29 protein-coding genes are annotated in these 24249 nt (G+C 54.5%); 9 read left to right on the plus strand and 20 right to left on the minus strand.

The genetic code is table 11. The features are described from left to right. The first annotated feature begins 313 nt into the window (after positions 1-313). Entirely contained in the window at positions 314-643 is a 330-nt protein-coding gene (locus GVK32_RS14180) for a hypothetical protein (protein WP_159873617.1), read from the plus strand. A 239-nt stretch (positions 644-882) separates the two neighbouring features. On the opposite strand, the gene asr is transcribed toward GVK32_RS14180, so the two are convergent. Together asr and GVK32_RS14190 are read right to left on the minus strand one after the other, a co-directional pair. Beyond that, positions 883-1365 carry an acid resistance repetitive basic protein Asr gene (asr, locus tag GVK32_RS14185; protein ID WP_159880933.1) on the minus strand — a complete coding sequence of 161 codons (483 nt, stop codon included), beginning with the start codon at positions 1363-1365 and terminating at the stop codon, positions 883-885. Positions 1366-1552: 187 nt separating this feature from the next. Next, on the minus strand, positions 1553-2182 hold the full coding sequence (locus tag GVK32_RS14190) for an NADPH-dependent F420 reductase (RefSeq protein ID WP_159870745.1): 630 nt from the start codon (positions 2180-2182) through the stop codon (positions 1553-1555). Positions 2183-2289: 107 nt separating this feature from the next. Here GVK32_RS14190 and GVK32_RS14195 point away from each other — a divergent pair, with 107 nt between their 5' ends. Continuing rightward, positions 2290-3198: a LysR family transcriptional regulator gene (locus GVK32_RS14195; protein WP_159870747.1), complete on the plus strand. Its 909-nt coding sequence runs from the start codon at positions 2290-2292 to the stop codon at positions 3196-3198. Between the two features lie 35 nt (positions 3199-3233). On the opposite strand, the gene mdtK is transcribed toward GVK32_RS14195, so the two are convergent. Next, positions 3234-4607, minus strand: a complete 1374-nt coding sequence (mdtK, locus tag GVK32_RS14200) for an MdtK family multidrug efflux MATE transporter (RefSeq protein WP_159870749.1) — start codon at positions 4605-4607, stop codon at positions 3234-3236. Between the two features lie 217 nt (positions 4608-4824). Between mdtK and GVK32_RS14205 the strand changes: the two genes are divergently transcribed. Beyond that, a complete protein-coding gene (locus GVK32_RS14205; RefSeq protein WP_041145922.1) occupies positions 4825-5463 on the plus strand; it encodes a riboflavin synthase in 639 nt (212 codons plus the stop codon). Positions 5464-5645: 182 nt separating this feature from the next. Here GVK32_RS14205 and cfa read toward each other — a convergent pair whose 3' ends face one another. Together cfa and punC are read right to left on the minus strand one after the other, a co-directional pair. Next, positions 5646-6794 (minus strand): cyclopropane fatty acyl phospholipid synthase, encoded by a 1149-nt coding sequence (gene cfa, locus GVK32_RS14210; protein ID WP_123708177.1) that lies wholly within the window; start codon positions 6792-6794, stop codon positions 5646-5648. 297 nt (positions 6795-7091) lie between these two features. Beyond that, positions 7092-8276, minus strand: a complete 1185-nt coding sequence (gene punC / locus GVK32_RS14215) for a purine nucleoside transporter PunC (RefSeq protein ID WP_159870751.1) — start codon at positions 8274-8276, stop codon at positions 7092-7094. 112 nt (positions 8277-8388) lie between these two features. On the opposite strand from punC, the gene punR reads away from it, so the two are divergent. Next, positions 8389-9300, plus strand: a complete 912-nt coding sequence (gene punR, locus GVK32_RS14220) for a DNA-binding transcriptional activator PunR (protein ID WP_159870753.1) — start codon at positions 8389-8391, stop codon at positions 9298-9300. A 16-nt stretch (positions 9301-9316) separates the two neighbouring features. Here the strand turns inward: punR and purR are convergent, their stop codons facing one another. Beyond that, the gene (gene purR / locus GVK32_RS14225; protein ID WP_041145918.1) at positions 9317-10342 is read right to left on the minus strand and encodes an HTH-type transcriptional repressor PurR; all 1026 of its coding nucleotides are present in this window, start codon (positions 10340-10342) and stop codon (positions 9317-9319) included. A gap of 294 nt (positions 10343-10636) precedes the next feature. On the opposite strand from purR, the gene GVK32_RS14230 reads away from it, so the two are divergent. Together GVK32_RS14230 and GVK32_RS14235 are read left to right on the plus strand one after the other, a co-directional pair. Next, positions 10637-10726: a YnhF family membrane protein gene (locus tag GVK32_RS14230; protein WP_041145917.1), complete on the plus strand. Its 90-nt coding sequence runs from the start codon at positions 10637-10639 to the stop codon at positions 10724-10726. Positions 10727-10889: 163 nt separating this feature from the next. Next, complete coding sequence (locus GVK32_RS14235; RefSeq protein WP_133599513.1) at positions 10890-12056, plus strand: MFS transporter; 1167 nt, start codon at positions 10890-10892, stop codon at positions 12054-12056. Between the two features lie 39 nt (positions 12057-12095). Here GVK32_RS14235 and sodB read toward each other — a convergent pair whose 3' ends face one another. From sodB to GVK32_RS29135, 13 genes are all read right to left on the minus strand, one after another. Continuing rightward, on the minus strand, positions 12096-12677 hold the full coding sequence (sodB, locus tag GVK32_RS14240; RefSeq protein WP_041145915.1) for a superoxide dismutase [Fe]: 582 nt from the start codon (positions 12675-12677) through the stop codon (positions 12096-12098). Between the two features lie 120 nt (positions 12678-12797). Further along, positions 12798-13682 carry a C40 family peptidase gene (locus tag GVK32_RS14245; RefSeq protein ID WP_159870755.1) on the minus strand — a complete coding sequence of 295 codons (885 nt, stop codon included), beginning with the start codon at positions 13680-13682 and terminating at the stop codon, positions 12798-12800. Positions 13683-13871: 189 nt separating this feature from the next. Next, positions 13872-14939 carry a tyrosine-type recombinase/integrase gene (locus GVK32_RS14250; protein WP_159870757.1) on the minus strand — a complete coding sequence of 356 codons (1068 nt, stop codon included), beginning with the start codon at positions 14937-14939 and terminating at the stop codon, positions 13872-13874. Next, positions 14917-15270, minus strand: a complete 354-nt coding sequence (locus GVK32_RS29130) for an excisionase (RefSeq protein ID WP_227697863.1) — start codon at positions 15268-15270, stop codon at positions 14917-14919. The genes GVK32_RS14250 and GVK32_RS29130 overlap by 23 nt, the downstream gene beginning before the upstream one ends. After that, on the minus strand, positions 15201-15440 hold the full coding sequence (locus GVK32_RS14260) for a DUF4060 family protein (RefSeq protein WP_041145912.1): 240 nt from the start codon (positions 15438-15440) through the stop codon (positions 15201-15203). The genes GVK32_RS29130 and GVK32_RS14260 overlap by 70 nt, the downstream gene beginning before the upstream one ends. Before the next feature lie 7 nt (positions 15441-15447). After that, positions 15448-15756: a hypothetical protein gene (locus GVK32_RS14265; protein WP_143716453.1), complete on the minus strand. Its 309-nt coding sequence runs from the start codon at positions 15754-15756 to the stop codon at positions 15448-15450. Then, positions 15753-16589: a DNA adenine methylase gene (locus GVK32_RS14270; RefSeq protein WP_159870760.1), complete on the minus strand. Its 837-nt coding sequence runs from the start codon at positions 16587-16589 to the stop codon at positions 15753-15755. The genes GVK32_RS14265 and GVK32_RS14270 overlap by 4 nt, the downstream gene beginning before the upstream one ends. A 34-nt stretch (positions 16590-16623) precedes the next feature. After that, complete coding sequence (locus GVK32_RS14275) at positions 16624-17712, minus strand: RecT family recombinase (RefSeq protein ID WP_159870763.1); 1089 nt, start codon at positions 17710-17712, stop codon at positions 16624-16626. 13 nt (positions 17713-17725) lie between these two features. Then, positions 17726-20602 carry a RecE family exodeoxyribonuclease gene (locus GVK32_RS14280; RefSeq protein ID WP_159870766.1) on the minus strand — a complete coding sequence of 959 codons (2877 nt, stop codon included), beginning with the start codon at positions 20600-20602 and terminating at the stop codon, positions 17726-17728. Positions 20603-20739: 137 nt separating this feature from the next. After that, a complete protein-coding gene (locus GVK32_RS14285) occupies positions 20740-20898 on the minus strand; it encodes a YdaE family protein (protein ID WP_143716457.1) in 159 nt (52 codons plus the stop codon). 8 nt (positions 20899-20906) lie between these two features. Continuing rightward, a complete protein-coding gene (locus GVK32_RS14290) occupies positions 20907-21098 on the minus strand; it encodes a DUF1482 family protein (protein WP_143716458.1) in 192 nt (63 codons plus the stop codon). A gap of 115 nt (positions 21099-21213) precedes the next feature. Next, positions 21214-21357, minus strand: coding sequence for a hypothetical protein (locus tag GVK32_RS28895; protein ID WP_167690986.1), 144 nt, complete (start codon positions 21355-21357; stop codon positions 21214-21216). Between the two features lie 449 nt (positions 21358-21806). Further along, on the minus strand, positions 21807-22163 hold the full coding sequence (locus GVK32_RS29135; RefSeq protein WP_227697864.1) for a hypothetical protein: 357 nt from the start codon (positions 22161-22163) through the stop codon (positions 21807-21809). 95 nt (positions 22164-22258) lie between these two features. Between GVK32_RS29135 and GVK32_RS14300 the strand changes: the two genes are divergently transcribed. From GVK32_RS14300 to GVK32_RS14310, 3 genes are all read left to right on the plus strand, one after another. Beyond that, complete coding sequence (locus GVK32_RS14300; protein WP_132509875.1) at positions 22259-22522, plus strand: YdaS family helix-turn-helix protein; 264 nt, start codon at positions 22259-22261, stop codon at positions 22520-22522. 3 nt (positions 22523-22525) lie between these two features. Further along, complete coding sequence (locus tag GVK32_RS14305) at positions 22526-23062, plus strand: toxin YdaT domain-containing protein (protein ID WP_132509877.1); 537 nt, start codon at positions 22526-22528, stop codon at positions 23060-23062. A 128-nt stretch (positions 23063-23190) separates the two neighbouring features. Next, positions 23191-23985 carry a ParB/RepB/Spo0J family partition protein gene (locus tag GVK32_RS14310; protein ID WP_132509879.1) on the plus strand — a complete coding sequence of 265 codons (795 nt, stop codon included), beginning with the start codon at positions 23191-23193 and terminating at the stop codon, positions 23983-23985. Positions 23986-24016: 31 nt separating this feature from the next. Here GVK32_RS14310 and GVK32_RS14315 read toward each other — a convergent pair whose 3' ends face one another. Continuing rightward, positions 24017-24238, minus strand: coding sequence for a hypothetical protein (locus tag GVK32_RS14315; RefSeq protein ID WP_132509881.1), 222 nt, complete (start codon positions 24236-24238; stop codon positions 24017-24019). Positions 24239-24249: the final 11 nt, after the last annotated feature.

A 24249-nucleotide genomic window follows, 5' to 3' on the forward strand; every position in this document is an offset into this window, starting at 1 on the left:
GGTATCGTTAATCCGTCGCGGACGCACAGGGGAGCGCGGCGGGTAGCCGGCGTCGGCTAACTCTTATCCCGGGTGAAATAGATAAAAGATGCGCGCGTGTTGTCGCGATATTTATTAATTAAATGTAATTAACTACCGATAATGATTTGTGTGGTCAATGTATTCGCTTTGGCGATATTTGTGATGTGGGTTTTTCTTATGTGCGATATTAATATGATTATCTTCTTTGCTGGTTTGAGTTTTATTTTGGTCACGAATTTATGGCTATTAACAGCGTAACGTGGTTCTCGCACTCACTAAACAATCAAGGGAAGTGAAAATAAGCACACAGGAAGTTCAGGATTTAAAAAACGAAGAGATAGATGGCGCGTACCTGAAGGCCTGCGTGGTGAATACCACCCGCTATCGCGTGCATGGTGAGATAAAATATGCCGCCTGCAGCACCGACGATTTTGACCTGCGGGCCGGGGCGCAGGAGTCGTTTGCCCGCGGGCTATGCCTGCTCACGCGGATTAATGCGGTAGTGCAGCTTGAAGACCGGGACATACAGGCGAAGCCGTATACCTCAACCGGCACTTCATACAGCCAGTTCGCGGTGATTGAAGTTGCGCCAGGGATCTTTGAAGTGACGCGTCGTACTTAATAATAAGTATCGGCGTAACGCTTTTGTATTTTGATATGAACAAGGTCGCTGTTGCGGCCTTTTTTAATTTATGGAAGCGTTGAGTTTTATTTAAATATAAGACGAAGAGTGAAGAGGGCACAGATTATCAGCAGGATCAGAATGAGCTCAAAACGATAGCGTTGCAGCATAGTGCTCTCCTAAAAAAATCGGCGCTGAAGCAGCGCCGATTTATTACGATACCAGACTAAGCGGAGTAATTATGCAGCCGGCTGTGCAGCAGGTTTAGCGGCAGCGTGGTGTTTAGCTTTGTGGTGTTTTTTAGCGGCCTGAGCTTTCTGGGCTACGGCAGGTTTTGTTGCGGCTTTATGGTGTTTTTTAGCGGCCTGGGCCTTCTGGGCTACGGCAGGTTTTGCTGCGGCTTTGTGATGTTTTTTCGCAGCCTGAGCTTTCTGGGCTACGGCAGGTTTTGCTGCGGCTTTGTGGTGTTTTTTAGCGGCCTGGGCTTTCTGGGCTACGGCCGGTTTAGCTTCTGCTTTTTTGTGTTTTTTAGCAGCCTGAGCTTTCTGCTCTGCAGCCGGTTTGGCGGCGGCTTTATGATGTTTTTTGTGATGAGTGGTCTTGGCAACGGTGCTGTGAGTTGCAGCAGCCGGAGCCTGAGTGGTGCTTACCGCATCAGCAGCGAAAGCAGCAGAAGAGAGACCCATAGCAGCGGCAACGACCAGAGCTAATACTTTTTTCATTCTGATATCCTCGAAAATGTTTCTTCAGTTAACCCCCACTGCGGGGCTGTTGAAACAACTATATGCCGGTCATGGCGCGAGTTCAGTGAGTGTTTGGTATCGGCAGGTAACCGAATGTACGACGCAGGCTGCGGGAGGGCATAAGGGGGTTCCGCTAACGAAGAAGCGTTAGCGGAGTGGGTCGTGATTAGCCGCGCGACGTTTGGGCAAGCGTCGCGGCGAGCTCACGTTCGCTCATCGGGATGCAGTAGGCGGGTGTGCCGCGTTCAAAGCGCCATCCTTCGCTGAGCGGCCCGACGTCAAGGGCATCAAAACCAAAGGCGTCGTACAGCGCGGCGGCGATGGCTTTCCCCTCTTCGTCATCGCCCGCCAGCGGCAGCGCCCGGCGATTTTCCGCCCCGGCGGCCAGGCCATCGCTTTCCAGCTGCGTCATCGGGATGGCGTTGAAAGCTTTGGTGATTCTGGCGGCGGGCAGGATCCGCGCCAGCAGTTCGCTGGTGGTGGTTTGCCCGGAGTCGAGCTCGGCAATGTCGCCGTCCCGTTCGGGGTAGTAATTGACCGCATCAATAACGTGTTTGTTGTTAATGCCAGCGACCGGCAGCGCGTTGACGGCACTGAGGGGGACGGCAATCACCACCACCTCGCCAAATTCGGCAGCCTCGTCCGCGCAGCCCACCTGGCAGCCGATCATCGGCCGCAGGCTGAACAGCGTCTGCGGCCCCCGCGAGTTACTGAGCATCACGTCGTGGCCGGCCTGCAGCGCAAGCTTAGCGATGGCACGTCCTACAAACCCGGCGCCTATTATTCCGATCTTCATCTTTAACTCCTGACAAATTGCCTCGTTGAGGGAATAAATTTAATTCCCTCGTCACAGAAGATAAATCGTAAGATGGTTGCATGATAAACAACTCAAATGAGTGAATCATGGATCAGCTCACCAGCATGAAGGTTTTCGTCAAGGCGGCAGAAACCGGCTCATTTGCCGCCGTCGCCGAGCAGCTGCAGCTTTCGCCGCAGATGGTTGCCCGCCACGTAGCGGCCCTGGAGGCACATCTCGGCACTTCGCTCATCGCGCGAACGACGCGGCGGCAAACCCTGACCGATATCGGCCGCAGCTACTATGAGCGCTGCCGCGTGGTGCTCGACGAAGTCGCTGAGGCCGACGCGCTGGCGCTGGAGATGAAGGCGACTCCCTCCGGTATTATCAGAGTCAATGCGCCGGTTACCTTTGGTTCACACGTGCTCTCGACGTTTATCACCGACTATCTCGCCCGCTACCCCGAGGTTCAGGTTGAGCTGACCCTCAGCGACCGCATCGTCGACCCGATAGAAGAGGAGTTCGAGGTGATTATTCGCATTGGCGAGCTGGCCGACAGCACCATGGTCGCCTGGCCGTTGCGCCCCTACCGGCTAATAGCCTGTGCCTCACCTGACTATATCTTGCGCCACGGCGAGCCGCAGACGCCGGTGGATCTTCAGCACCACTCCTGCCTGGTCTATGGCCACTGGTCGGCCATGAACGCCTGCCGCTGGCAGTTCGCCAGGGAGGGCGCCACGGTGGAGGTTAAGCCCGCAGGGCGCTTTCGTTCGAACGACTGGAAAGCGCTGATGAACGCCGCTCTCGCCGGACACGGCATCACCCTCGGGCCGGAAGAGGTGCTGAGAGTCGAGGTTGAGGAGGGCAGGCTGGTGCAGGTTTTATCGGGGTTTTCCGGCCCTTCGCGACCGATGCATGTGCTGGTGCCGGCAGGACGCCGACGAACGACCAAAATCAAATGCTTTGTCGAGGCGCTGAGAGAGGCGCTGGGCCCGCGCGGGCCCGGCTATCGCTGAGAAACGGCGCCCCGAAAACGGGGCACCGCTGCCGGTTAGCGCGCTGCGCGCTGTAAAATGACGCTCGACGGCTGACGCTGGAGGAAGCGCATCCGCAGCATCATCAGGATTGCCGCGGAGGTCAAGCCGATAATAAACCCGCACCAGAAGCCGGCAGGCCCCATGCGCGGGACGACAATATCGGTTAACGCCAGCACATAGCCGCTCGGCAGTCCCAGAACCCAGTAGGCGGTAAAGGTAATAAAGAAGATTGAGCGCGTATCCTTATAGCCGCGCAGGATCCCGCTGCCGATGACCTGGACGGAGTCGGAGATCTGATATATCGCCGCCAGCAGCATCAGCTGGGAAGCCAGCACCACCACTTCCGGGTTGTCGTTATAGAGAAGGGCGATCTGTTTACGCATCAGGATGGTGAAAATCGCCGTGATCGCGGCCATGCAGACGCCAACGCCGACGCCGGTTCTGGCGGAGGTTTGCGCATCCAGGGTTGAGCCCTGGCCGAGACGAAAGCCGACGCGGATAGTAACCGCCGCCGCCAGCGACAGCGGTAAAACGAACATCAACGAGCTGAAGTTAAGCGCAATCTGATGGCCGGCGACATCGATAATGCCCAGCGGAGAAACCAGCAGCGCAACCACCGCAAACAGGGTCACTTCGAAAAAGAGCGCCAGCGCGATCGGCAGCCCGAGCAGCACCAGGCGCTTGAGGATGGCAAAATCCGGCTTGCTGAACCCCTCGGAGCCCCGAATATCACGCATTGAGCGCGCCCGACGCACCCAGGAGATCATGCTGAAAAACATCACCCAGTACACGGAAGCCGTTGCCACGCCGCAGCCCACGCCGCCCAGCTCCGGCATGCCGAAATGGCCGTAGATAAAGATGTAGTTGACCGGGATATTCACCAGCAGGCCGATGAAGCCCATGACCATCCCCGGCTTGGTTTTCGCCAGGCCTTCGCACTGGTTACGCGCAACCTGGAAGAAGAGGTAGCCCGGAGCACCCCACAGCAGCGCGCGCAGGTAGCCGACGGCTTTATCCGCCAGCGCCGGGTCAATATTATTCATTGAGCTGATGATATAGCCGGCGTTCCACAGCACCACCATCACCAGCACCGAGACGAACCCCGCCAGCCAAAAACCCTGGCGCACCTGGTGCGCAATGCGCTCACGGCGCCCGGAGCCGTTGAGCTGCGCGACGACCGGCGTTAGCGCCAGCAGCAGGCCGTGGCCAAAGAGGATCGCCGGCAGCCAGATGGAGGTACCGATGGCGACGGCTGCCATATCGGTGGCGCTGTAGCCACCCGCCATGACGGTATCGACGAAGCCCATTGACGTCTGGGCCACCTGCGCAAGGATGACGGGAATAGCCAGTGCTAACAACTGACGCGCTTCAATGAAGTACTTCTGCACCTGTACACCTTTATATTGTTGTTATTTTGAGACTAAAAAAGCCGCCGTTAATGGCAGCAAGAAGAAAAAGCAGAGGGATTAGCCAGTCTATTGTAGCGAGGATTAGCCATTAAGCCAGTGAAAAAATGGTAGGGCACGATGCGTGCTGGCAACCTTATTTACCACCTGTTATTGTTCCCGATTAATATATTGTGAGCCATTTCTACAGGAGCAAAGCATGTTTACTGGCATTGTGCAGGGGACCGCTAAAGTGGTGTCCATCGATGAGAAGCCCAATTTTCGTACCCACGTGGTGGAACTGCCTGAGCACATGCTCGACGGACTGGAAACCGGCGCGTCGGTTGCACATAACGGCTGCTGTCTGACCGTCACCGAGATCGACGGCGCGCGCATCAGTTTTGACCTGATGAAAGAAACTCTGCGCATCACCAACCTCGGCGCCGTGCGTCAGGGAGACGTGGTCAACGTTGAGCGCGCGGCAAAATTCAGCGATGAAATCGGCGGCCATCTGATGTCCGGCCATATAATGACCACCGCAGAGGTGGTTAAGATCCTGACCTCGGAAAATAACCGCCAGATCTGGTTCAAGGTCCAGGACCCGGCGCTGATGAAGTACATTCTGTATAAAGGCTTTATCGGCGTTGACGGCATTAGCCTGACGGTTGGCGAAGTCACGCCAACGCGCTTCTGCGTGCACCTGATTCCGGAAACGCTGCTGCGCACCACGCTGGGGGTGAAAAAGCTGGGGGATCGGGTCAATATCGAGATTGACCCGCAGACGCAGGCGGTGGTCGATACCGTTGAGCGGGTGCTGGCCGCGAAAGAGGCCGTCCAAAAGGCGACGCAAGAGTCATAGTCGTGGGCTGCTCGCTACGATGGGGCTGCCGTTTAGCTCCCGGCCGCAGCCTGCGGTTCGCCGATTTCAGCGGCGCCATTTCTCATCGTTGAAAGCCCGCTATTGCGGAAAAAAGTACGGGATGGAGAAAAAAATGCCTGTCGGTGATGACACCGGCAGGCATGTTGAGTGCAGGTCAGGATCTAGCGCGCCACGCGCAGGCCGCTCTCGGCACCGCGAGAAAACACCACCTGCCATAGCTGAATATCGCGTGCGCGAAAGGCACCGGCGCAGGCGTTCAGATAATAGCTAAACATGCGCTTGAAACGCTCGGTGTAGTTATCGGCGATATCCGGCCAGCTGGCGAGGAACCGCTCGTACCAGGCCATCAGCGTGGTATCGTAATCGGCGCCTATATTGTGCCAGTCTTCCATCACGAAATGCGTTTCGCTGGCTTTTGCAATATGGCGTACCGACGGCAGGCAGCCGTTAGGGAAGATATATTTATTGATCCACGGATCGACGCTCAGGTCCGTTTTGTTTGAACCGATGGTGTGCAGTAAAAAAAGACCGTCCGCTTTCATATTCCGGTCGACGACATCGAAATAGGTGGCGTAGTTTTTCGGCCCTACGTGCTCAAACATACCGACGGAAACAATGCGATCAAAACTATCATGTAAGTCGCGATAGTCCTGTAGCAGAATAGTGACGTCTAATCCCTCACACCGCTGCTGGGCCATTTTTTGCTGTTCGGCAGAAATGGTAACGCCAACCACGCTAACGTGATAATTTTTTGCCATGTAATAGGCCAGACCACCCCAGCCGCAGCCAATATCCAGCACCCGCATCCCCGGTTCAAGCTGTAGCTTACGGCAAATAAGATCTAATTTAGCCTGCTGAGCCTCTTCCAGAGATTGCGCCTCTTTCCAGTAAGCGCAGGAATATTGCATATAGGGGTCGAGCATCTGACTAAAGAGGTCGTTGCCGAGATCGTAGTGCTCTTTGCCGACTATCCAGGAACGTTTTTTACTTTGCAGATTGAACAGGCGAGCGGCAGCAATACGCAGCGTATCTTTGAGATGGCGGGGAAGCTGGTTTTCCAGCCCGGCGCGCAGCACCTTGTGGAAGAAAATATCCAGACGCTCGCAGTCCCACCAGCCGTCCATATAACTTTCACCTAACCCCAGAGACCCTTCCTGTAGCACGCGCTTAAAAAAGAGGGGGTTTTTTATCCGTAGATCGGAGGGAGCGGGGCCATTAATTTCAATACCCGCACGACCGAGCAACTCAGCTGTAATTCGGTACCAGTCGTCATTTGGTACACTTACTTCTTCTATACACGATGAACTCATAGCTTCTCCATCACGCCCAAGTGATCAGAACCTTAAAACAGCGTAGACGCTTTTTTTGGCATTGTGAGAAATCTCACGGAAAATCCGTGAAGCTGCTATCCGACGTAGAACAGAGGAAGGGAGATAACCCTTGCCGAAAGGCCTTCCATGGTGAAACGGGAAGCATCCTGCTCCCGTTAATATCGATAAACTTTCTATTTATGTGATACGGGATCCAGTATAGGCCCCTATTTTAAGGCTTTCAATAAAAACATATTAGCAGGCTAATTACTGGACCTTAACATCGCTGAAACCATTCTATGCATGTGACGACTGGGTGCTGAGACGGGCGCTCCGCAGCTGCATCGCATATCCCAGTCCGGCCAGCACGATGGAGGCCAGCATCACGCTGGTGGTGGTGAGCAGCGGGGTGGCAATCAGCGTTGACACCAGCAGGCTGGTCAGGAAGCACAGTCCGAGCTGCAGGGTATTCTGCAGCGCCGCGGCGCGACCCGTCGCCTGAGGGAACGGCCGCAGCGCCTGGGCGACGACAATCGGGTAAATGGCGCCGTTAACGATAGCCATCACGCAGAAGGGGGCCATCAGCGCGACGATGGAGACATCCTGCTGCAGGCCCACCAGCCAGGTGGCGGCAACGCTGATCGCAAAAACGACCAGCAGCCACGGCAGCAGCAGCTGTCCCTGCCATTTCTGCAGCGCCGCACGACAGCCGTATCCGCCGATTAAAAAAGCGATAGTCTGCGGCACGTAGCTCAGGCCGATGGCGGTTGGCCCGTAGCCCATGTCGTGCAGAATAAACGGCGAACCGGTCAGCCAGGCGAAAAAGCTGGCGGAGCAGGCGGCGTAGATCAGCACGTTGCCGCTGTATTCGCGCGAGCGCAGCAGCGCCAGGAAGGTGAGCTTTTTCTGCGTGCTGCTATCGGGTCTGCTCACCGGCTTGAGGCGTAATGCAGGCAACATCAGCAGCAGAGTGATGATAAACAGGGTAGCGAAGATAGCCTGCCAGTCGAAATGGGCGAGCAGCCAGCTGCCGAGCAGCGGCGCCAGTGCCGGGGAGAGGCCCACCAGCGGCATGATGGTGGCGAATATGCGGTTGGTGCGCTGGGCAGGATAATAGTCGGTGACCATCGCCTGCCAGGTGACCGCCGCCGCGCAGACGCCGATGGCCTGCACAAATCGCAGCGCCAGCATCAGGGTCGCGTCCTCGACCCACAGCATGCCAAGGCAGCCGACGGCGAAGATCGCCAGGCCGCTGAGCAGCACCGGCTTACGCCCATAGCGATCGGATACCGGGCCCCAGAACAGCTGGCCAAGGGCGAAACCGGCGAGAAACACGCTCAGGCTGGCGCTGACCGAGGCCGCCGAAGTATTGAGATCCTGTTGGATAGCCGAAAACGCCGGCAGATACATATCAGTTGCCAGGAAGCCGAGCACGCTGAGGCCCGCCAGCCAAACCAAAAATCCTTTCCCAGGTTGTTGCATAAAGTTCTCTTTTTTCTGATGCAGGTAAGATGCCGCAGAGTGTAGGGAGTGCATTCTGGCTTGTGAAACGCTAATATTTGTTACATGCGTTCAAAAAATTTGCAGGCAGAATATGTGGTCCGAATACTCCCTTGAAGTGGTTGATGCGGTTGCGCGCAACGGCAGCTTTAGCGCAGCGGCTCAGGAGCTGCATCGTGTACCCTCGGCGGTCAGCTACACCGTGCGTCAGCTCGAAGAGTGGCTGGCCGTTCCGCTCTTTGAGCGCCGCCATCGCGACGTGGAGCTCACCCCTGCCGGGGTGTGGTTTTTACAGGAAGGGCGTTCTGTTATCAAAAAAATGCAGATCACCCGCCGCCAGTGCCAGCAGATCGCCAACGGCTGGCGCGGGCAGCTCTCAATTGCGGTTGACGATATCGTTAAGCCGGCGCGGATGCGGCAGATGATTGTCGATTTTTATCGCCACTTTCCGGACGTCGAACTGATTGTTTTCCAGGAGGTGTTTAACGGCGTCTGGGACGCGCTGGCCGACGGCCGCGTGGAGCTGGCCATCGGCGCGACCCGCTCGATTCCGGTCGGCGGACGCTACGCCTTTCGCGATATGGGCATGCTGAGCTGGCACTGCGTCGTCGCCAGCCACCATCCGCTGGCGAAAATGAGCGGCCCGCTGAGCGATGACACGTTGCGCAACTGGCCGTCGCTGGTCAGGGAGGATACTTCACGATCGCTGCCGAAGCGCACGACGTGGCTGCTGGATAATCAGAAGAGGGTGGTAGTGCCGGACTGGGACGCCTCGGCAACCTGCCTGTCGGCCGGGCTCTGCATCGGCATGGTGCCGTCGCACTTCGCCCGTCCGTGGATCGACAGCGGCGAGTGGACGGCGCTGGCGCTGGAAAATCCGTTCCCGGACGCCGCCTGCTGCCTGACCTGGCAGCAGAGCGATATCTCGCCAGCGCTCTCATGGCTGCTGGACTACCTTGGCGACAGCGAAACGTTAAATCGGGAGTGGCTGCGGGCGCCGGAATAGCCGACGCCCGGCAGGATTAGCGGCGGTAGTCGACGAACGGGCCGTCGATCACCGAGCGGCGCTCGACCAGCCGCGGGTGAACTTCGATAGACTGCGATTCTTCGCGCTTGTTAACGATGCGGTCCATCAGCATATTGAAGGCGGCTTCGCCGAGAGAGTCCTTTGGCTGATGAATGGTGGTCAGCGCCGGGCTAAAGTAGCGGGCGTTGCGCACGTTGTCATAGCCAATCAGCGAAATATCCTGCGGAACGCGCAGGCCCATTTCGTCGGCGGCGCAAATCGCCCCCATTGCCATGATATCGCCGCCGCAGAAGATGGCGGTCGGACGATGCTGCTGGCTGAGGATCTGCTGCATGGCGCGGTAGCCGGACTCCGGCTCGAAGTCGCCCTGAACCACCCAGCTTTCCGGGACGTTAATCTGCGCTTCTTCCATCGCTTTCATAAAACCGGCCAGACGCCCGGCGCCGGTGTTGCGCTCCAGCGGACCCGGGATCACGCCGATTTCACGATGGCCGCGCTCAACGAGGTAGCGACCGGCCATATAGCCGCCTTCAAAGGCGTTATCGATAACCGAATCGGTAAAGTCGGCCTTGGACTCACCCCAGTCCATCACCACCATCGGGATGTTGCGGTACTCTTCGAGCATCGAGAGCACCGACTGCGGATATTCGGAGCACATCACCAGCAGGCCGTCGACGCGCTTTTGTGCCATCATTGACAGGTAGGCCTGCTGCTTTTCCGGATCGTTCCAGGCGTTGCCCAGAATTAAGGTGTATCCCTTCTGGAAGCAGCTCTTCTCAACGGACTCGATAATCTCGGCGAAATAGGCCGCTTCGCTGCTGGTAGCCAGCAGACCGATCGATTTGGTGTGATTAACCTTCAGGCTGCGCGCCACCGCACTCGGAGAGTAGTGCAGCTCTTTGATGGCAGCCCATACCGCGTTGCGCGTCTCTTCAGCGACAAAGCGGGTTTTGTTAATTACATGTGAAACTGTTGTAGTGGAAACGTTTGCGCGCTTCGCTACATCTTTAATTGTTGCCATTACTTCTCTCTCCAGACCTTGACCTGATCGTCTGATTATCGATACGGAAACGTTTGCCTATACACACCCTGAGTACAATGTTCAACATTGCATTACGTCGGGAAACGACACAGAACGACAGGAAGGGGTCAATGGCCGATACGCTTTCAAATTAGCGTGGGATTTTGTCCGATCTTGCGGCAAAGGGGAAGAGTAAAAATGTGCATCACCCTAAATCTCAGAAGATTTTTATACAATATTGTGCAAAAATGAGCAGGCTCACTTTTCTTGTGGGGATAATCAGGGGGAAAATTGATGGATACAGATTTAAAGTTTTCGCTGACCACGACGATTATTGTTCTGGGCCTGATCGTGGCCGCAGCGCTGACCGCCGTACTGCACTAATTTTTTCGGGGGAGAGGCTCCTTTCCCCTTATTTCCGCGCATTATTATCAAATTCGCAAAAATCTTTTGCCATTTCGTTTACTTTTGTTTTTCTGTGATTGATGTCATGCTTTTGGCTTCTGATGAGATACCGTCGCTGAGGACGGTCTGCTGGAGTCATTGCATGAAGATCAACTTTCCCCTGTTAGCGCTGGCCATTGGGGCGTTTGGTATTGGTACGACCGAATTTTCCCCGATGGGATTACTGCCGGTTATCGCCAAAGGCGTGGATGTATCCATTCCCGCCGCGGGGATGCTGATCAGCGCCTATGCCATCGGCGTGATGGTCGGGGCGCCGCTGATGACGCTGCTGCTGTCGCACCGCGCGCGCCGTAGCGCGCTGATTTTCCTGATGGCTATTTTTACCCTTGGCAACGTCCTCTCGTCAATGGCGCCGGATTACACCACGCTGCTGCTCTCGCGCATTATCACCAGCCTGAACCACGGCGCCTTCTTCGGCCTCGGGTCGGTAGTGGCCGCGAGCGTGGTTCCTAAGCACAAGCAGGCCAGCGCGGTAGCCACCATGTTTATGGGGCTGACCATCGCCAATATTGGCGGCGTTCCGGCGGCGACCTGGCTCGGTGAGACCATCGGCTGGCGCATGTCCTTCCTCGCCACGGCGGGTCTTGGCCTGGTGGCGATGGTCAGCCTGTGGTTCTCGCTGCCAAAAGGCAGCGCAGGGGAGCGGCCGAACGTGAAGGAGGAGCTGGCGGTATTGATGCGGCCGCAGGTGCTCTCCGCGCTGCTGACCACCGTGCTCGGGGCCGGGGCGATGTTCACCCTCTATACCTATATTTCGCCGGTGCTGCATACCATTACCCACGCTTCGCCGCTGTTCGTCACCGCGATGCTGGTGCTGATTGGCGTCGGCTTCTCTCTGGGCAACTATCTGGGCGGAAAATTTGCCGACCGCTCGGTTTCCGGCACGCTGAAGGGCTTTTTACTGCTGCTGATGGTTATCATGCTGGCGATCCCGCTGCTGGCGCAGTCGCAGGTCGGCGCGGCCATCAGCATGGTGGTGTGGGGCGCGGCGACGTTCGCCGTGGTGCCGCCTCTGCAGATGCGCGTAATGCGCGTGGCTCACGAAGCGCCGGGGCTCTCTTCTTCGGTGAATATCGGGGCGTTTAACCTCGGCAATGCGCTGGGCGCGGCGGCCGGGGGGGCGGTGATTTCCGGCGGGCTGGGCTACGCATTTGTTCCGGTGATGGGGGCAATCATCGCCGGCGTGGCGCTGATGCTGGTGCTGTTCAGCGGTCGCGGACGGCCGCAAGAGGCCTTAGCCAGCCGCTAATAATCACCGCAGAAGGGTTTCCCCTTCTGCGGTGCAGTTTTATGCCGCCAGATTAGCCGCGACAAACTTCCAGTTTACCAGCGCCCAGAAGTGCTCCAGATAGTTCGGACGGGCGTTACGGTAGTCAATGTAATAAGCGTGTTCCCAGACATCCACGGTCAGCAGCGGTTTAGCGCTGCCGGTGAGCGGCGTGCCGGCGTTGCTGGTGGAGACAATTGCCAGGCTGCCGTCGGCATTTTTCACCAGCCACGTCCAGCCTGCGCCGAAGTTTTTCGCCGCCGCATCGGTGAACTGCGCTTTAAAATCAGCGAAGCTGCCGAAGGATTTAGCGATGGCTGCCGCCAGTTCGCCTTCCGGCTCACCGCCGGCATTCGGCGCCAGACAGTTCCAGTAGAACGTGTGGTTCCAGACCTGGGCCGCGTTGTTAAAGACGCCGCCTTCGGAAGAACGAACGATCTCTTCCAAAGACTGGCCTTCAAAAGCGGTGCCCTTGATCAGGTTGTTGAGGTTAGTGACGTAGGCCTGGTGATGCTTACCGTAATGGTATTCCAGGGTTTCAGCGGAAATGTGCGGCGCCAGGGCGTCTTTCGCATATGGTAATGCAGGTAATTCGAACGACATTGCTACTCTCCTTATTATATTAATGCGTGCAATAACCATGTAGTACACAGGGAGATAGTAGCAAATTAAAAGATGTGGCAAAAGAGAGAGTTAACCTGCCGCAGGCGCGGCAGGGGGTCATCAGCGGATTGTTTTAGGCGTCATCACGCGGCGGGCGCCAACGTAGTGGCGAACCCAGTAATCTTCGCTTAACGAGGTAATCTGAATATCGCGTCCGGTACGCGGCGACTGGATAAATTTGCCGTTGCCGACGTAAACGCCGACATGATCCGCCGTGCCGCGACCGCGGGTGCGGAAGAAGACCAGATCGCCGCTCTGCAGCTCGCCGCGATCGACGGGGCGAGCATCGCGCAGGTGGTACATTTCGTTCGCCGTGCGCGGGATATGAATCTTCACCAGGTCTTTATAGGCGTAATAAACTAGCCCGCTGCAGTCAAAGCCGGTGCGCGGCGAGGTGCCGCCCCAGCGATAGGGCTTGCCAATTTGGTCCATCAGCTTCGACATCGCGGTGCTCTGCGCTTTTTGCACCCGTACCTTATGCGCATCGGCCAGCGTCAGCGGCACTTCTTCCTCGGCAACCGGCTTGCAGCGCTTTTTATAGCCTTTACGCACGACGCACTTCTGCTTCACGCTGGCCATCGCCCGCGTCGGCTCGATAGTAGATTTAGCCGAGGTCGCGCACTGTTTTTTATAGCCTTTGCGCAACACGCACTTTTTCGTTCCACCGGCGGCCTGACGGTTTAATGCCGTCTGGCTCGAAGCGGTGGTGCGGGTAGGGTGTTTGGTGCGGGAAGAGGTCGATGCTTTCTTGCTGGAGGTTTTGACGCTGGATTTTGTTTTCTGAGTGGAGGCTTTTTTCTTGCGTTCGGTGGTGCCCTTTGCCTGATGCGCTTTCGGCGTGGCGGAGGCGTGCGTATGCCCTGAAGCATGCGCCAGTGGTGTAAATGAGATAGATGTAAACAGTAATGCGCAGAGCGAAATCGCGATTTTGTTTAGCCGCGCCACTGAGCAATCCCCTGATTAATTACTGACATATACACATACCTGAGCATGAATGACAAAACCCAACGATTCTAATGCATAAAAACCCTGAAAGTTAATACTCTTTTGTATCTAAAGTGCATATATAATTTTCTTCTTTAGAATCAATTGGTTAAATTGGTCAATTCAAAATCATTCAAAACAAACTCATAACTATATTTCGATCTTATCCCACTCCCTTCCCCTGTCATCGCGATATTTTGCTGTCATGACACCCGACTTATGCCCCAGAAGATGCTGCGCAAAGTCCTCTCCAGCCTGTTTATCGTACAATCGTGCTGACAGACTTCGTAGCTCATGAAAGCTCGGCGGCTCGCCAGAGAAACTAAGCCCGGACAGCTCGCGCGCTTTCCTGAAATTACCCGATACTGTTGCGGGTGATAATGCCTTACCTGCAGTCGATGAAATAATGTTTTCCCCGCCGGACAGATTGCGGCATTTCGCCAGAATTCCTTCGAGAGACACATCCAACTCATCAAGCCTCAATGCTACAGGTATGGCTAGTTTGGCCCCGGTTTTTTTCTGCTCTACGTAAAGATACCCCTCCCGCACATCCTCCCAGCTCATTGCGCATAAATCACTGATGCGCTGCCCGGTAAGTACAGCCAGATCCATCGCCAGATTTACCCACGGAGAAAGCGCCTCTGCTGCCTGGTAAATTGCCCGGTATTCGTCCAGCATCAATCTGGTGCGTTTTACCTCGAATTTAGCGGTTCTCGTTGCCGTGACGGGGTTAACCGTGATATGACCCTCCGATATAGCCTCCCTAAAAATATCGCTTAACGTCGACCTAATCAGCTTTGCCATTGCGTTCTTTCCTTCAGCTGCGTAATCGTTGAGGATCATGGCTATTTGCCTGGTGGTTATTTCCGCGATTGGGTTGTCCTGCATTCTTTCCTTTATAGACCTTAGTTTGCTCGCGTAGTCGATGAGTGTTTTTGGCTTCAGCCCCCGAGCCTGGAGGATCTTTTCGTAACGCTCCAGCCATGAATGAAAAGTAACGGAATCCACCTGGCTTATCCGCGCGCTGAGAGGGATATGGCCAGTATCCCCGAGCAACTCGATATTTGCCTGTATTGCCTCACTGACGGCAAGTCGTCGATTCCTGCCCAGACCATACTCCTTTCCGTTTCGGGGGTCGCGATAGCTGTAATAGCCTTCATTTCTGACATAGAGGTTAGGAGGCAAATCGCGCCTCTCATGGTTTCTTCTTCTTCCCACTAGTCATTCTCCGTAAAAGGCCACAGGTTGATGATTGAGCCGATTCAACCTTAACGGCTGTTTCCTGAAACAAATACTCCACACCATCTTTCTTCGGGGCCGGATAAATTTTGCTTTCTCTAACCCAACGGCGAACGGTTTCAAGGCTGCGCGGCCGCGGCTGCCGATCGTTCCATTCTTTTAAAGTAATAAGGGCCATGTTTACCTCATTACCGGCCTCTAAAGTAAACCAGGCCGGACTAATAAATTGATAAATCGATATCAGGAAACCTGGCCGGGTAAATTCCGGAGCCGCCGGGCGCAGTTCATGGCCGTGGCCACGTAGCTGCAATGTCGGTTCACGACCTCGACCGTAATTTTCGAACCCTGAACGATAACGGTGTAGGTCCGCTTCATTTTCTGGCGCCCGTACTCGCCGTAGAGCTCAACATGCTTGGCCAGTGCCGCGTCACATGCCTGGCGCCCTAGCGGAGACTGCTTGCTTCGGTTTATCAGTCGCATACACACCTCACACAAAGACGTCAACGGGATCGCCTGCGGCGTGTGCGTTGTCGTTCGCCTCTCGCCGCATGCCAAGCACATAACCAACCGGATCCCAACTGGAAAGAATCGCGCTGAGCTCCCTCTGGCTATGCCAGGTCGTCAGGCGCCTCTTCAGTTCAGTGGCGCAGGCGCGCACATTCGCCCGAGTGGGGCCGGCCATCTTCATGCACAGGCAGAGAGTTAGCAGCAGATCGGAATACTCATCAGCTGCTGCGCGTAACGCCGCGGGGTCAATGCTGGCTTCGAGTTCGGGTAATCGATGTTTGAGGCTCATGCTGCATGCTCCTTTTTCTGCTGCACTGCCAGGTTAAGCCAAAGGCATTCAGTGCGAATGGCCGTCCCTCGACCGGTGCTTATGCGAGATGATCTGGTGACCTTTTTCCAACTGGCCAGCATGTCGTTATAGAGTTCGCTGTCATAACCGCTGATCATCACCATTCCCTGCAAAGTGCCGGCTACGGCCAGTAACTGCTCATGGCCTTCTTGCGTCATTTCATGGGCGTAGTAACGGTTTCTCTGTACCCGAGTTTCCGGCAGATACGGCGGATCGATGTAGTACAGGGTTGTTTCAGCATCATGGGTACGCATAATCGAAAGGGCGTCTTTGTTCTCGATGATGACGCCCTGCAGGCGCTGACAAACAGCAGCGAGATTCGCCGGGTAGCGCTCCCACAGATGCGCTGCAGTTGCGTATTTGCGCTTGCTGTCACTTCTAAAACCGGAGTTTCCGCCAGCCGCAGCAGCAGTGCCAAAGCCCATGCAAGAGCGAACTACCATGCGGCGGGAACGTTCAACCGGGTCAGAAGTTGGTTCCCATGCATCGCAGAACTCATCGCGTGAGTAGGGCGTTAGGCAGCAAGCATCCTGCAGGCGTTGATTCAGTTCCGAGTCACGCAGTACACGAAACAGGTTCACCACCTCGCCATCGAGATCGTTGTAAACCTCGGAATAGCTACGCGGTTTCTGAAGCAATACGCCAGCTGCGCCGCCGAACGGTTCGACATAACAGACATGCTCCGGCATCTGTTCGATAATCCACGGCGCCAGACGAAATTTACCGCCGTGGTAACGGATGGCCGGATGTTTGATAGACTTTTCTCTTAACATTACGTTACCGGGAGGGCGAACCCTCCCGCCTCCCTTAGCCCACGTATTCCGGTTTCATGTCGTCCAGAGTGATGCGGAACTGGTCATACAGTTCATCACCGAGATGGCGTTTCGCGGCGGCGAGTGTGCCTTCCGCTTTAACAAACAACTCTTCCGCCTCCGGTTCGCCGGGGTTAGGAACGGAATTAATCGCGGCTTCAATCTTGTTGCGAGCATCGACCTGGTAGTAGCGCTTCACTGCCTTATTTTTCAATTCAGTGAACAGAGCAGTACCAAGCAAGGTTTTCTGTGACTCGATATCTGCACGGATAGCTTTGGCCTGATCAACGGAGCTTGCTGCATCAATACGATCGCGTATTTCGTCGGCAGCAGTATCAACGTTAGTTCCCGACTCCTGAGTACTGGCCGTAGCACCTACCGTGCTGGTGATCTCATTCAGCGTGATTTTTTCAGCCTGAGTGGGGTTTATTACCTTCTCTTCGCGCTCGTCAATTTCGTCGGCGGTATAGACCCCGAGGATCACATCTGGGCAGTACAGTCGCGCCCAACGTTTAACGGCGAGATAGGCCAGTTGCTGGCGGGGGTCAGTCGCCCACAGAGTAGAATTGCGAACTTGTGCCTGCGAAAGCATCAGGACAAGCTCGCGAGGTTCTGATTCCCCTTTGAGGGTTGCCCAGGCGCGAACGCCCACGCCAGCTTCATCTTTCAAATTCCAGCCCGGAGCGATGTACTTCTTGTTCTGGCTGCTTGTCTTCTCGACGAAGCGTCCGACGATATTTTCCCATGCGCCAAACCATTCAAAGTGAATACGGTCTTTTGTCGGAGCCATGGTGTTGATCACTGCATTAACCAGTTGCGCTTCATAACCAAGCACACCGGAGTTACCAACGATGAAAGTCTTTTGCGCTACAGCGAAAGGATCCATTCCCCAGCGCGCAGCCTGCATAACGACTGCCATGCAGGAATCAGGCTTGCCGCGGTAATGTTCAGGAACGAAATTACCGCTGTTTGCCATCACCTCAGATATTTTCAGGAGGCGGTTGAATAATTCGCCATTCGTCAGAATAGAAATGTTGTCGATTTTCTGGGTCTGGTTGTCAGTCGTAGTCATCAAATTGGACATAGTTATTTCCCCCTTAAGCCTGTACGCGCAGCGCTTCGAGACGGCGCACATCAAAATCGTTGAGCTCTTCGGCGTAGTCTTCGGTAATTGGCGCCGGCCACTCGCCTGTGTCGAAACCGTGAGCTATGGCGCGCATCGCTTTGCGATATTCCAGCATGCCGAGTTCCAGCAGCTCTTCGGATGCCTCGATGATGGCGATCCAGTGGTAGTTCTCGTCTTTGTTGACGAAAATCCAGAAAAACTGATCGAGGGCTGCGGTTTCGCAGTACATTGCTGCGCTCAGGTGGTAGTCGCGCTCGATGATTTCCCGGTGCAGTTTGGCGCGCAGGCCTTCCTGTTTGATATTCCACATGCTGATGGTCTTCAGGTCTGCACCAATGCGCAGGCCTCCCATGTCGATCTCAAGGTCAGGGCGCACGCGGATTTCCAGGCCAGTCTCTTCATCAATACCGAAATAGCTCACCTCGACGGCGCGGCTCGGGTGTGTCAGCAACTTGCCGGCGGTCGGATGATTCAACAGTGCTTTCTGAATGGCCAGCGCAGTGCTTAGCTGCTGACGGGTAACCAGCACTTTTCCTTCCGGGTTCTCGCGCCAGGCATCCAGCAATTCGTCGGCGAATACCGCATCAGCATTAACGGATTTCACAATCTGAATGAGATCCGTTTTGGTGCCGGAGACTTTCAGCGGCTGCGGCTTCTGGGCTTCCTGTGCGACCAGGTCAGGATTAATGATTGCCAGCTGTTCCAGCAATGCGTCGCGGCTGCCGCTGGTTTTAACCGGCGCGGGCAGGGTGGCGTTGTATTCTTTGATGCAGGCCTTCATTGCCGTAGCAGTATGCTTAGTCCCATTCTCGATGCGCTGGAACTCTTCCGGTAGTTGCTCATATGACGCATAGGATTCGTCAACGGATGCCCCAAGCGGGAACGGCGCGGGCAGGGTGGCGTTATGTGCATCCAGCAATGCTTTGATATCGTCACTGCTCAACAGTGCCGGCAGGGTAGCGTTGTACTCATCGATAAAGGAGCGGATCGTTGCGGTGGTGGTGAATGCACCTTCGGGGATTACGGGCTCGACGCTGAACTCTTTGTCCATGTCGTCAGGCTGCAGCGCCAGTGCATGCACAAGGTTGCCCATATCCAATACCGGGGAGCGCACTTTCTGAATGGTTTTAGATACGTGGCGTGCGTCGAAATACATCAGGGATACTCGAGCATCCTTGACCATCGTGGAGCTGGTACCGTTGGCTGCGTGATAAACCTCATTCGGCAGGCCTTCATAGCGCCCCGGTTCGAAAAACTCAGGCCACTCCACCTTTAACTCTTCAGCGGTCGCGCTGAGTTCAGGCTGTGCTTCCGCCGGGGTTACGGCATCTGTTTGCGGATCAACTGCATCAACGCTTTCGCCTGCTGATATCGCATTTTCAACTTCGATTTTGACCGGCTTAGCCGCTTCCATCTGCACATTGCTGGTGGCCTCTTCTTTGGCGTTTGTTGGGGCAGGAGAGGCCATCAGGCCTTCGATGGAGAACATGCCAGCGCCGAGATTGGCGACTTGCGGTTGTTCTGTTTTCTCCAGCTCTGCAGCGACCACATTTGGATCCGTCGGGTCGCTAAAGACCTCGCCAAACTCACCGTGCTCTGTGGTCGGCTGTTTATCAACATCATCGAAGGTCTGTGTTTCTGCTCTTGAATGGGCGGTTCCTCGGGGGGCATCATCCCATTCCGGATAACCTTTAGAGGGTTCACCATTCTCATAGATGCCATTTTCGGTAAACCAGTTGCGAACCATCGCCCGCAGTTCTGAGGTATCTTCCTCACTGTTCCATTTAATGGCTCGGGTGACACCGAAAATGCTGTGAGCGTCGTAGTCGAGAATGTCGGTGGTTTTGCCGAGGATCTTCAGCGCTTTTACGTGAATATCCTCTTTCCGGTCTACCAGGTCCTTCGCTCCAATGAGCTGGGGGCGGCTAATTTTGCCCGGTTCGGCATCGGGATAAAGTTGAGCAATGGCGATCTCAATGCCAAGATTCGCCATGCTCTGAGTTACAGCACGTTTGTAGCGTGGGGATTCAGTAGTAGTTTGTGTCTCTTGTTTTTGAATCCCTGAAATCCGATTCCCACCGGCCCACTCTTTGACCAAAATGCCACGGTCAATATGCGGGGTTTCCATCCAGACTTTCAGGAAATTAAGCAGCAAACCGAGCTCAGTCCGCTTGTCTTCGGGAAATACCTTTTTAACAGCGTCGGTTAATTTCCAGAGATTGGCTGTCGTGAGTTCGTCGATCTCAGGAATGCTTCGTGTCGCCAGCAACAGATTCTGGATGTAGTGGTTGTCAGTATCCATTTCCAGCGCGCCGATTTGGATACGCTGCCTCTGAGTGACATGGTGAGCAACAGCGTTGCTAATGAACTGAGAGATAATGAGTTGTGGTCTGCGAAGTTTCACGACCGGATAAAGTGTATTTTGATCGTCGTCTTCAGTGATATCGGCATTACCGGCGCTGGACTGACCAATCAGAATTTCACCTGTCGACGTGTCGACACCATCCACGATGACAGCCCCGTTGTCCTGGCTCTCTTCTTCCTGGTGGAATTCGTCGGCAGGAACTGCGCCCGCCTTCAACTGCCAGGTGCGCTGGTCGTCTGCGAGTTCGTAACGGTTGCACCATCCGAAATCGAGCACGCCTTCAGCCGGCAGGTCGTTAAATACCGGGAAATCGGTGCGGATCGGCTTATTGTAGTCATGACCACGGCCCGTTTCGATTCCCGCATCTTCCAGGTCTACTTCGAGCTGCAGGTTAGCGCGAGCTTCAGATTTCGCGGTGCGCCAGATAACGCCGTCTGGCTTACCTGATTTTTGAGTGGCCCTTATCAGATTAAAAAATTCCATGTCGTTGCCTCGATTTTGGATGTTAGAATCCACGGGCCATTGATAGCGCCCATTGTGTGTTCATTGGTTTTTGGTAATTTCCGGTGGAACTTTGGTCGGTGTCACCGGACGTACAGCCCGCTTCGGCGGGTTTTACGTTATGCCTCGTTGGCCATCTGGTCGTACTGACCGCACTTCTTAGAGCAATACGTTCTTTCTCGTGGCGCCAGCTGCGAGCCGTGAATGATGAGGATGGTCATGTTTACTTCAGTGCCTTCCTCGATCGGCATGCGGCAGTACGCGCATTTCTTTTGCATCGTGCCTCCTACATTTGCGCCGTAAATGCGGCGGGGTGCTCTTCTAAAACGCCCTTCAGTGGATAACAATCACCGTGAACGCCTTGCTCAACGGCTGCGTCTTTACAATCCTTCTCGCTGTCGTAAACACCGAGCAAAACATCCTGATTTCCGCCAGTTAACATGCCAACGGTGAGCATCAGCGCGAACATCGTGCTCATGACGGATCACCTTTTTGCGCGAACAGCGCAACCAGACGGCAGAAAAGGTGGCGGAAAAAAGAGCCTGTTTTTGCGATCAGATAACAAACCCTGCGAGCAAAAGCCTCGCTTTGCGTCAGGCGAACAGCCTGCTGACGAGCGGGCTGGCGAGCATAATCAACCATGAAATTACCCCTACCATTGGTTTGTAAGTGGCGGCCCAAAACAGAAGGCCGATAACTACCGAAATGACCATAGAGCGAATGCCGTTTTTACTCATTTCAGCTCCTGCCTTAACGCGGCAAACGGTGCTTGCTGACTAACCATTAATCAGGCTTTGCAATGCGGCGCCGGGTGCCTCCCGGTGACGGTAGCCAGTTAACAACTACTGCCGGCTGCTTCTTTTCCACCCCACCCGGGAAACAAGGCGGTACCGCTATAACTGAGCCGCGTGCGCATAGCCGCATTCACCGCATTGCAAAGCCTGCTGATTAGTTTTTCTGTCCCTTAAGGCCGGGTAGCCGAACGTTTTTTATCGGAGCAACGCAGCGCGTTGTTGATGAAATGAGTTTAACCATTACTAAACCTTTTTGTAAAGCGATAAGTAAACTTTTTGGTGAAGTAAATGCTAAACTTTTGCTGGGATTAGATTTTTAGAGGGAAAGAACAGAGTTGGTGGCGAAAAAAAACCGCCATATTGGCGGTTTAGATATTTGATAGCTATTAAAATCACTTTCTTGAAGCGAGTAACTCTTTGAAAAGCTCGTTAAATTTGTTGTATTTAGATTCAAAATCTTTGAGTGCTTCCCGCTTTGCCGAATCAGGAAATCCGCGAAAGTACTTTATGAGTTCTTCTTCTTCTGTACTTAGTTCTAAAGCAGCAAGTTTTGCAGCTGAGTTCTCATCATCAGCGTCAAGATAGCCGGCAGGCATGCCATAGTCTTTTTCTAGACGCCTTGCAGCCCTTTCACCAAAAGAACTCCGCCCATTTATCAGTTGCGATAAATAGCTCTTCTCTTTCTCTGGTAACGACTTTTCTGAGAACCACTCTTTAAGCCGTTTTCGTCTGATATCTGATGTCGTCATATGCGCATTTTGATTAGTAATTTATAAACAAGCAAATACTTGACTTTTAGGTTTAGTAATTTATAAACTCAAGCTACATTTACGAAGGAGCATGTATGCAACTCAAAGACTATCTCAGCATGAAAAGAGGAAACGCAAAAGCTTTAGCTGTAAAGCTTGAAGTTTCAACCTCTTACTTATCGCAAATGGCCTCGGGTAACGCAGCTATTTCACCCGCTCGCGCCATTCTTATTGAGCAACTAACAGATGGGCGAGTTACCCGAGCTGATTGTTTTCCAGATGAATGGCGAAGTATTTGGCCGGAATTTGTTCCCTCGGTCGAAACGCATAACGCTGATCAAGATCAGGGTCGGGGGTAGCGCATGCATTCGCTTCACTTCCAACAGAATACCGGAGCCGGTAGTCCCAGGCTGATAAACCGCAATCAGTCCGGCGGCCATGTTACTCATGATCAAATCCGTGCGGTTATCCGAGCTTGGTCAGCGTCGCTGGATAACCAGGATGTAGTCGCTGCACTGGTCATTGAGGAATGGGAAAGGCAGGGCGGTACCGGGCTAGATTTCCCTAAGGAACTGAGTCGCAGACGTCAGAAGTTGTTCCGCTGGCTCGATGGCGAAACGGAATATGCCCGAGAAAATATCAGGCAATTAACCCCGGCGATCTTAGCCGTTCTTCCCCTCGAATTCCGTAATCGACTGATGCCGCAGGACGATGCTTTGTCGCGTCTGGCTTCAGCTATCAAGGAGTGCGCTGAAGCAAAGCAGGCCGTGATGTTGAACGCGCCTGAGCACCAGAAATTAAAAGAGGTCAGTGAAGGGATTACTTCGTTGTTCCGGCTAATGCCAGAGCAGGCAGGCGTGCTGATGAGCATGGTCACTTCGATGTTGGGGGGCATGTGATGCGAAAGCCAAAAAAGGCGAAAGCCGGACTGCGCTAACAGTACCGACTTTCTATGCGAAATGACTGGATCAATTCACAGGGGCAATTATGAACACGAAACTAACCAATATCAATAACGGGGGTGCCAATGGCTAAAAATTCGATCGACGCTTACGGCGCCAACGGTAAAAGCAACGTGCTTTTTTTCGATCCGGAAAGTCTTCACCTGGTTACCGATACATCACACCCGCTATACGACGAGCGTGTACACCTGCCGCTGAGCGAATCGGTGATCCTCAACATCATGGAACTTGGTGTAATCGAGCCGATTATCGTGTGGAAGGACCCAGAGTCTGGAAAAACGTGTGTGGTGGCCGGTCGGCAGCGCGTGAAGAACGCCACAGAGGCAAATGCCAGGCGTAAGCGGGAAGGGCTAGAGCCCTGGCCGATCCCGGGCATTGCTAAGCGCGGGTCAGCTATTCAAATGGCCAAATACATGGTCAGCGAAAACGAGATAACGCAACCAGATACGCCACTGGGACGGGCTAAAAAAATGGTTCAGCAGATGGATTACGGGCATGACGAAAGTGATGTTGCTCTTCTTTTCGGCTGTAGCGTTAAAACTGTCCAGGCTACCGTGGCGCTCCTGGATGCGACGCAGGCTGTTCAAACTGCTGTTGAGTCCGGGAAAGTTACGGTCACACAAGCCCGCCAGCTCGTTGATATGCCTCCGGATAAACAACGTGAGACAGTCAAGCAGTTAGAGGCAGCCGCAGAGGGTGTAACTGGCCACGAGAAAGCACGCCGTCAGCGCGCTGTCCTCGGCGATACAAAGCCGCGACTTAAATCCCGTAAGGAAATCACCCAAACCCTTCAAAACGCCACCGGCGACTACGCCGCGGCTTTGCGATGGGTGCTCGGTGATGATAAGGCCCCGGATTAAATACTCAACGGGGTTTAAATTCGTGACTTCGTTAGTTGGATTTTGCAGTTTCAGCGGCTATTTGGAGCGCTGATATTAACGATTCGGCATCGTTGAAATGAAAGCGAATCGTATCAGATTCATCGCCCTGAACACTGCATTGAGAAATGATGATTTCGCTACCTTCAACAGAAATATCAATTTGATCGCGATGCGGAAGAGAAAAGGAAAATGACTCCATTTGAAAATCTCTTAAACGGTTTGTCTTGCTCATGAAAAGGGCTA

Origin of the sequence: Klebsiella sp. 18074 (assembly GCF_902705905.1) — a bacterium.
Classification (GTDB): domain Bacteria; phylum Pseudomonadota; class Gammaproteobacteria; order Enterobacterales; family Enterobacteriaceae; genus Klebsiella; species Klebsiella terrigena.